Annotated in this window: 3 protein-coding genes; 2 read left to right on the top strand and 1 reads right to left on the bottom strand. The window is 71.5% G+C overall.

Translation table 11 applies throughout. The features are described 5' to 3' along the window. Positions 1–42 precede the first annotated feature (42 nt). Together GUY60_RS37525 and GUY60_RS37520 are read left to right on the top strand one after the other, a co-directional pair. Entirely contained in the window at positions 43–621 is a 579-nt protein-coding gene (locus GUY60_RS37525) for a rhodanese-like domain-containing protein (RefSeq protein ID WP_161705972.1), read from the top strand. 41 nt (positions 622–662) lie between these two features. Then, on the top strand, positions 663–932 hold the full coding sequence (locus tag GUY60_RS37520) for a metal-sensitive transcriptional regulator (protein ID WP_161705971.1): 270 nt from the start codon (positions 663–665) through the stop codon (positions 930–932). Positions 933–963: 31 nt separating this feature from the next. Here GUY60_RS37520 and GUY60_RS37515 read toward each other — a convergent pair. After that, positions 964–1,605, bottom strand: a 642-nt coding sequence (locus tag GUY60_RS37515; protein ID WP_376771368.1) for an SLC13 family permease, incomplete at its 5' end; no start/stop codon positions are given.

Raw genomic sequence — 1,605 nt, 5'->3', positions numbered from 1 at the left:
CCCGCACCCCTCGCCGCCTGAACCGGAAGGAAACACCCCCTGATGACACTCGTGACCGCCGCCCTCACCCCGGCCCAGCTGGAGTCCCGTATCGCCGACGGCGTCCTCGTGATCGACGTCCGCGCCGCCTCCGAGTACGCCCAGGGCCATGTCCCCGGCGCCGTCAGCATCCCGCTCGACTCGCTGTCCGAGCTGCTGCCCGAGCTCCGCCAGGCCGCGCGCCGACGTGGGCTGGCCGTGGTCTGCGCCTCGGGGGTCCGCTCCCGTACGGCTTGCGAGCAGCTCGACGAGGCCGGGATCGAGGCGGCCGGTCTGGAGGGCGGTACCGCCGCCTGGCAGGCCGCGGGGCTTCCCGTGGAGACCGCCCCCGACCTCGGGGAACGCCGTGTCTGGGCGATGGACCGGCAGGTCCGCTTCGCGGCGGGTGCGCTCGTACTGACCGGTCTCACTCTCGGCCTGCGCGCCCCGCGCGCCCGGCTGCTGTCCGCCGCCATCGCCAGTGGCCTGGTGTACTCCGGCCTCAGCGGCACCTGCGGCATGGCCACGGTCCTGGGCAAGCTGCCGGTCAACCGGCCGCGCCCCGAGCACCTCGACGCGGCTCGCGCCGCCCTGAGCGCCTGAGCCACAGGCGTACGGAAAAGGAACAAGCAGGAGCCGCCGCCATGAGCACCACGAACGACGAGACCATGACCGCTGTCCTGAACCGGCTGCGCCGCGCGCAGGGCCAGCTCGCGGGCGTCATCACGATGATCGAGGCGGGCCGGGACTGCAAGGACGTGGTCACTCAGCTCGCCGCGGTCTCCCGCGCCCTCGACCGGGCGGGCTTCAAGATCATCGCGAGCGGGATGCGGGAGTGTCTCGCCGCGGGCGACGACGACCGGCCGCCGTTGTCCGAGGCGGAGTTGGAGAAGTTGTTCCTCAGCTTGGCGTGAGGGCCGGCCTTGGACAGCAGCACGTACGTGCTCACCCGGGCAGGAAGGCGAACGCCCAGGCGGCGAGTGGGGCGAGGAGGACGATCAGCCCCGCGTAGACCAACATCCGCTGGTAGAAGGCCTCTCGGTGGTCGGCGTCGACGTTCGCGAGGACCAGGGCGCCGTTGGTGGAGAACGGGCTGACGTCCACGACGGTCGCCGCGATGGAGAGTGCCGCTGCGACGCCGAGCACGCCGAGCTCACCGGACGCCATCAGCGGGGAGGCGATGGCCATCGCGATCCCGATGGTGCCGATCGACGACGCAAGGGCCGAGACGATGCCGGACAGGTAGCAGAGGAGCAGCACGGCGAGGAGCGGGGACCCGAGTCCCATGATCGCCTCGCTGGTGAACTCCACCGTGCCCGCGGTCTCCAGGACGTTGATGTACGTGATGACGCCGCCGACGAGCACGACCGTGCTCCAACTGACGTCGGTCAACGAGGCCTTCGCTTCGGCCGGGTCCACGATGGCGAGGAGGGCCGCGACCGTCGTGGCGAGGATGCCGATGTCGATGCCGAAGGCGACCGTACCGACGACCATGGCGGCCAGGCCGGCGAGAGTGATGATCTGGTGGCCGGTTGGCGCCTTGGAGCGTGTGCTCGTGGCCCCGCCGGTCGTCTCAGGGGCGGGGAC

The sequence above is a fragment of the Streptomyces boluensis genome, assembly GCF_009908195.1.
GTDB classification, from domain to species: Bacteria; Actinomycetota; Actinomycetes; order Streptomycetales; family Streptomycetaceae; genus Streptomyces; species Streptomyces boluensis.
The sequence above is the reverse complement of the archived record's forward strand: the minus strand, read 5'-3'. Positions and strand labels throughout refer to the sequence as shown.